General features: G+C 36.9%; 7 protein-coding genes. All 7 read right to left on the bottom strand.

Translation table 11 applies throughout. The features are described from left to right. Positions 1-110: 110 nt before the first annotated feature. The 7 genes from BU038_RS11175 to BU038_RS11145 all read right to left on the bottom strand — a co-directional run bounded on the left by BU038_RS11175 (position 111) and on the right by BU038_RS11145 (position 6,948). Positions 111-494, bottom strand: coding sequence for a YutD family protein (locus tag BU038_RS11175; protein WP_107606104.1), 384 nt, complete (start codon positions 492-494; stop codon positions 111-113). Positions 495-668: 174 nt separating this feature from the next. Then, complete coding sequence (gene lipA, locus BU038_RS11170) at positions 669-1,601, bottom strand: lipoyl synthase (RefSeq protein WP_107606103.1); 933 nt, start codon at positions 1,599-1,601, stop codon at positions 669-671. An 82-nt stretch (positions 1,602-1,683) separates the two neighbouring features. Then, positions 1,684-3,003, bottom strand: coding sequence for a bifunctional metallophosphatase/5'-nucleotidase (locus BU038_RS11165; protein ID WP_107606102.1), 1,320 nt, complete (start codon positions 3,001-3,003; stop codon positions 1,684-1,686). A gap of 14 nt (positions 3,004-3,017) precedes the next feature. Then, complete coding sequence (locus BU038_RS11160; protein WP_107606101.1) at positions 3,018-3,842, bottom strand: sulfite exporter TauE/SafE family protein; 825 nt, start codon at positions 3,840-3,842, stop codon at positions 3,018-3,020. An 11-nt stretch (positions 3,843-3,853) separates the two neighbouring features. Continuing rightward, positions 3,854-4,702, bottom strand: coding sequence for a DUF72 domain-containing protein (locus BU038_RS11155; RefSeq protein ID WP_107606100.1), 849 nt, complete (start codon positions 4,700-4,702; stop codon positions 3,854-3,856). A 121-nt stretch (positions 4,703-4,823) separates the two neighbouring features. Further along, entirely contained in the window at positions 4,824-5,894 is a 1,071-nt protein-coding gene (locus tag BU038_RS11150; protein WP_107606099.1) for an NAD(P)H-dependent flavin oxidoreductase, read from the bottom strand. 13 nt (positions 5,895-5,907) lie between these two features. Beyond that, complete coding sequence (locus BU038_RS11145) at positions 5,908-6,948, bottom strand: hemolysin family protein (protein WP_107606098.1); 1,041 nt, start codon at positions 6,946-6,948, stop codon at positions 5,908-5,910. Positions 6,949-7,177 lie beyond the last annotated feature (229 nt).

Here is a 7,177-nt window from a genome sequence, read left to right as displayed (position 1 = left end):
ATCTCTACATAACCTGAAAATTGTTTTCATACATTAGTTACACATATAAAAACGACCATCACCGTCCCTATAAATGGAGTCTTTAGTAATGGTCGCTTGATATCGAATAATTAGTTTTGTTTTTGATCAGAAGGTAAACTCGGCGCAATTTTAACATCATGTAGCTTATCTGATGCATCCACTTCTGTTTCTTCTTGTTCGCGTAGTTTTTTCAGTTCACGTTCTGGGATACGACGCAAAATAAAATAGGCACAACCAAAGTTGCAGTATTCTAGTAAGTAATCTTGTATAGTCGCAAAACGTTTACTGATTTCTACTTTTTTATTAGAGTCTTTGTAAAAACCTTTGAGTCTTAATTGTTCATAGCCGAAGTCGCCAACTACAAAATCATATTTATCTAGTATTTCTGAATAGCGGTTCGCAAATTGTTCTTCATCGAAACAATCACGATACTGTTCGATCATTTCGAAATATTTGTCTCCTACTTTTATCATGTATGTCACCTATCAATTCTATTCTTGAGCATTTTTGCTTGGTTCAATGTCTCATGTTTATTGATTTCAATCTTTTGGATTTACTTTATATTATACATTATAACAGTAGTTGAATGACGAAAGAAGCGGACTGATTCAGCCCGCTTCTTCCCCATTCAAATCTATAAATATCAATTATGCTTCAGTTGTTGTTTCGTTTAATTTTTCTTCACCAATACGTTGTTTCTCTTTCGCAGCTTCGTTAACTTGCTCATCTGCATGGTAAGAACTACGAACTAATGGTCCAGCTTGGCAATGTTTGAATCCTTTTTGCATTGCTACTTTTCGTAATTTACCGAATTCTAATGGTGAATAGTATTTTTCAACTTTCAAGTGTTTACGTGAAGGTTGTAAATATTGCCCAATTGTTAAAATATCTACATCTGCTGCACGTAAATCATCCATTGTTTCGTGAAGTTCTTCAATTGTTTCGCCTAAACCAACCATGATACTTGATTTCGTTGGAATATCTGGTTGTAATTCTTTAGAACGTCTTAAGAATTCTAAAGTACGGTCATATGTTGCACGCGCACGAACTCTCGGAGTTAAGCGACGTACTGTTTCGATATTGTGGTTTAAAATATCTGGTTTAGATGCCATTAATGTTTCAAGTGCATCATAGTCGCCACCCATATCTGACGGTAAAATTTCAATAGTCGTATATGGATTACGTTCTCTTACTTTTCTTACTGTTTCAGCATAAACGTTTGAACCTGCATCACGTAAGTCATCACGCGCAACTGCTGTGATTACCACGTGTTTTAAGTTCATGATTTCTACTGATTCTGCTACACGTTCCGGCTCGTCTAAGTCTAATTCGTTAGGTAAGCCAGTTTTAACTGCACAGAAGCGGCAAGCACGTGTACATACTGCACCTAAAATCATAAATGTAGCTGTTCGGCGCTCACCCCAACATTCATGTATATTCGGACACTTTGCTTCTTCGCAAACAGTGTTTAAATTCTTCTCACGCATCATCTTCTTAAGACCAGTATAGTTTTCGTTCGTGTTCAGCTTTATCTTCAACCAGTCCGGTTTACGTAAAATCTCATTATTTTTTGTAGCCATTACAACACATACCCTCCTGTGTACTCATCTTCATCTTATTATAACGAATTTATAACAAAATGAAAACGCTATAAGTCATAATTCATAATTCTAATAATTTCTGTTTGAAAATATCTCTTAAAAATTCTGGCATCAAATACTCTGTCGGTAAATTTTTAAACATAGGGAAATAGCGGCCAAACGTATACATATCAACGGTTCCTAATGTATAGATGTGATCATCAATAATCTCTTCACCTTGTACAAAAAAGCGAGATTCTGATTCAATATAACCCATTTGATATAAAATGTATCCACCGAATATATCGCCTCTAAACCCTAAACCTTGCGCATGTTCATGCATATAAGCTTGTTCTTCAGCCGTTAAAATGACTTGTTTTAAATCACGACCGGTAATTTTAATACGCACTAAATTAATCGGGTGCGGCAACATTTGATGTACATCGTATTCTGTAACATTCGGTCCTTCAATCCCTTTAACTACTAACCCCGCATTAATAATTGCACAGTCCGCATGTGTGAACTCACAAACACTTTCTGCGAGTAAATAAGCTGTTTTGGTAATCGTATCTGTTCTTCTCTTTAAGTCTACAGGATGATCCACTAAAGGCGTGCTCATCAATGCTTTACCTTCTTCTTTGAAGTTTGTTTCAACTTCAGGCAACGTATCTTCAGGATGCAGGATTGCTGTTTTATGTACGACTTTTTTATTTTCAATCGTTAAATTAACTTCACCTAAGAAATGTCCATATTTCCCTGCTGCTGCCATTAAGACACCATTTTTCATTTCGCCTTCTTCAAAATAATGATGTGTATGGCTACCGAATATAACATCAATTTCAGGAATCTCTTCACATAACTTACGGTCGAAGAAAATACCGCAATGACTCATGACCATCAATACATCATAATTACCTGCTTGTTTCTTTATCTCATCTTTTATCGCAGCCATTGGATCAGTGACAACCCAATCCAAAGCACGATAGAACGGTGTGAATGGTGCAGTTGCTGCAACAAACAAGATACGTACATCTTCAATTTGCTCAATGTGACTAGAAGTTATATGATGCGGTAAACGACCCGCTTCATCAAACACATTACTGCAAGTAACCGCAAAATTCGCATCTTTATATAATGCGTTTAAATCTTCATGTGAAATCGTCATTCCTTCATTGTTGCCGATTGTCGCAATATCACAATGTGCAGCATTTAATAATTCAATATTTTTAAGGCCATGTGTGGCTTCTGTTACAGGTGCTGATAAATCAACATGGTCGCCGATATCTATATAAAGTGAAGGATGGTCTAGTAATGGTCTGTGCTCTGCCATGTATGCGGCAATACGCTCATAAGCATGGAGATGGCTATGAATATCATTCGTATGATAAATCGTTAATTTCAAACTCGACGCCTCCTTTAAAGCAATGATTTAATAATTAGATAAACCCCTAATAACAGCATCACTGTTCTCAGTAAAGCAACCACTGTATTAGATTTGATTGATTGGTTGATTCTAACACCGATTTTAGCTCCGACATAACTCGAAATGACTAAGACAAGCGCATAATGCCAAGCAACGTGCCCTTGGAAAGTATGCCCGATAGAACTCATGACACTAGAGAAGAAAATCATCATCATACTTGTACCTACCGCAACGTGTGGCGGGAATCTAAAGACTATCAACATCAACGGTGTCATCAAAGCCCCTCCGCCAATGCCGAAGAGTCCAGTGGTAATTCCGATGAAGAATGTCACAAAGAACGCAAATACAGGCGGCACGTGATAATGATAAATCGTTCCATCTTTATCTACATATGTTTTTTCGTACTTTTTCTTTTCAAAGAGTTTAATCGGCTTAATTGAGTTACGTACTAATAATAAAATCGACACGAGAATCAAAAACATACCGAAATACAAATTGAATGAATCTAATGTTAAATAACGACTGATAAATGAACCAAATAAGGAGCCTGGCAATACTCCGAATAAGAATATATAACCATTTTTAGTATCTACTTGCTTAGATTTTAAATACCCTAATGTAGACACTAAACCTGTCACAATTAAAATAATTGAGGAAGTTCCAATCGCTATTTGAGGGGTGATTCCATGGAGTAAATCATGTTCAACGCCTAAATAGACTAATGTCGGAACGATAATTAATCCGCCGCCGATTCCGACAAGCGAGCCTAAAATTGCGGATAAGGCTCCTATTAAAATGAGTAAAAGGATACTCACCATATCATCACTTCCTAAAATAATTTAAGCTGCTGCGGTGCCAAACCTTCGTAGTCAATGCCAAGAATTCGTTGAAGTTCTTTCGCATTGTTGGCTGCGTGACCGCCTGAGTTGTTATTGAAAACTACATAAATCTTTTTAGCTTTTTGTTGAATAATACGCACATGTTGCGCAAGTTCTTCTAACTCTTCTGTTGTATAGTCATATAAATAGCGGACATCTCGCCATGCTTCGTCAGTCATATCTTGCTTGGTCCAGCCATGGCGGTTACGTCCATGATATCGCACAAAAGCTGTATCGGTTGTAATACGGTTGACAAAAGGTGCTGAGCCTTCACCCACTTGCGGTTCATCAACAATCGCATGAATCAAGCCTTGTTCTGTTAAAAAGGTTAAAGTGTGCTCTTTCATTTCCCCTTCAAACCAAGTTTGATTTCTAAATTCGATACAAACCGGTACATGTTTTAAATGTTCACGTACATAACGTATGTAATTAATATTTTGAGTCTTGCAGTCAAACCATGGCGGAAATTGTACAAGCACCATCGCAAGTTTATCCGCTTCAATTAGAGGTTGAATCATCAACTTAAAATCTTCAAAGAGTTCATTTCGCGTCTCAGCAAAGTCTTTATAATCCGCATGCAAAGTCAGTGCTTGATGAATTTTTACCACAAACTTAAAACGAGCGGGTGTTTCTTTAATCCACTTTCTGATATTGCGTTCTGGTTGAATCGCATAATACGAAGCATCTAATTCTACCACTGGAAAATGACTCGCATAGGTCTTTAATTTATCTGTTTTACGACTTAAATCGGTATAGAGAGAATCATGATCTCCCCACCCTGTCAGTCCTATATCTATCATACATAATCACCAATTTCATTCTATCATATTTTAAGTCTAGAACCTGTTTGCTACATCTTGTATTTGAAGTGAAAATAAGTACTGCGCATTCAGAAACGCAGTACTTATTAGTGAGTAATTTCTATGCTTTAAAACGCATATCTTCAATTTGTTGTACGATAGATTCAACCATTTCATTTGCTTTACGACTTGTCGCAAGCCTTGGTGTTTGTCCACTCCATAATGACATTAATGAGTGATCGTGATTGGCAGTCGATGCTTTACGGATTGCGGAAGTCAATTGGTTTTGTATTGGGTATTCTGGCACTTCTCCACGAAATGTAGACAGATAATCTATAAAATCATTACGAATGCCACGAGCCATTTTACCGCTGAACGCATTCGTTAAAACTGTCGAAGTCTCTGTACTGTTTAAAATTGCTTGCTTATACGCAATATCTGCACCGCTTTCTTGTGACGTTAAAAATGCTGTCCCCATCTGTACACCTGATGCACCTAAAATCAGACTAGCAAGCACACCTCTGCCGTCCATAATACCACCTGCTGCAACTACAGGTATAGACACTGCATCCGCTACTTGTGGAATGAGTGAAATACTGCCTATCATCGGATATTCTCCATTCTCCTGTTTTAAAAATGAACCGCGGTGTCCACCTGCTTCACTGCCTTGTGTAACGATAATATCGATACCCGCTTCTTCGTTCACAATCGCTTCTTCAACAGAAGTAGCTGTTCCCATCACAATCATGTGATGTTCATGCATCTTACGAATTAAATGAACATCTGGAATACCGAATGTAAAACTAACAATCGGCACGCGTTTCTCAATCAAGATATCAATTTGTTTTTCTAGTTGTTGTGATTCAGATAAATTCACTACGGGTTGCTCTAAGTCCAATGCACGACGATAAGGATTCAACCAAGCATTCATTAAATCCACTTGAGCCCGTTTAATATGTTTTTTGCTTGGCACAAATAAATTAACCGCAAAAGGTTGAGTCGTTAATAACTTAACTTTATCTATTTCATCCGCAAGTTTTTCTGAACTGAAATACCCTGCGCCTATCGTCCCTAGGCCTCCGCTATTACTCACACTAGCGACTAATTCAGGCGTTGTATTACCTGCCATTCCAGCTTGAATAATTGGATACTTTATCCCAAGTTGTGCAGTGATTTTTGTATCTGACCACATATGTGAACACTCCCTATAAAGATGATTGATTCGCTTTTGGCTTTTGTCTATTTTTCAAACGTTCATCGACTTTATTTTGTTCATATTGATCCATTTCGTCTTCAATATCTAATCCTAGTAACTGCTCAATTAAATCTTCCATCGTAATAATCGCATCCGTTCCGCCATATTCATCCAAAACAATCGCAATATGTTTTCGTGATGCAATCATTTTACGCATGACCCACTCTGCTTTATTATGTTCATTCACAAAGAGTGGTTTAGAAATATAATCTTCTAATGATTTATCATGATGACGACTCCAGATTAATAAATATTTTGAATGGAAGACACCCACAATATTATCAATGTCTTCATCATAGACAGGATAACGCGTATAAGGATGTGACATGATAATTTCATACACTTCATCATAAGGTGTATCTAACGAGAAAGCTGTCACATTGACACGAGGTGTGGTATCCACATCTTTCACGCGCAATTGTTGGAATGATAAAACACTTTGAAGACGGTCTCGTTCATTTTCGTTAAAAGCACCTTGTGCGCCTGCGATAGTTACCATTGTACGCACTTCTTCTTTAGACATTGTTTGACTTTGGAATTTGTCATTCGCAAGCATTCTGTTAATTAAACCCGTTAAACCATTTAGGATTTTAGTAATCGGTGTTAAAATCACCACAAATAAATGGATAACCGGATAAACTAATTTAGAAATCGCATCAGGATAAGTTGCAGCAATGGATTTAGGTATAACTTCTGAAACAATAATCACCACTACTGTAATCACTAAAGATGCGATACCTACGTTCCAACCATGTTGTACAGCAAGAATAGTAACTAACGTAGGCAACACGATATTCGCACTGTTATTTGCGATTAAAATCGTTGTGATAAAGTCTCTAGGTTTATTTAAAAGTGCTAACAACTTTTTAGCCTTTGGATCTCCTTTCCTGCTTTCAGTCTGTAATTTCACTTTATTCGCAGCAGTTAATGCCGTTTCACTGCCAGAAAAGAAGAAAGAAACAAAAATTAAAATAATGATAGCTATAATCATGATGGCCGACGCTCCCTTAAAACTCTTATTGACTCTGTCAAAAATCGTATATTTCTTATTAATTTCCCATCTCTCTATTTATGTAAACCGAACAAGTTCCACGCTTTTCACGAAGTACAATGATTAATTACCATTGTACCGAATTTTCAGATGAATTGTAGTATCTTTAAAAAAATACTTTTAATAATCCCCCTAGGAACAATACTTTAATGTTGGATATCCAACCAAT

Source organism: Staphylococcus simulans, from assembly GCF_003043455.1.
Taxonomy (GTDB): Bacteria; Bacillota; Bacilli; order Staphylococcales; family Staphylococcaceae; genus Staphylococcus; species Staphylococcus simulans_A.
This window is presented reverse-complemented; position numbering and strand designations above follow the sequence as displayed.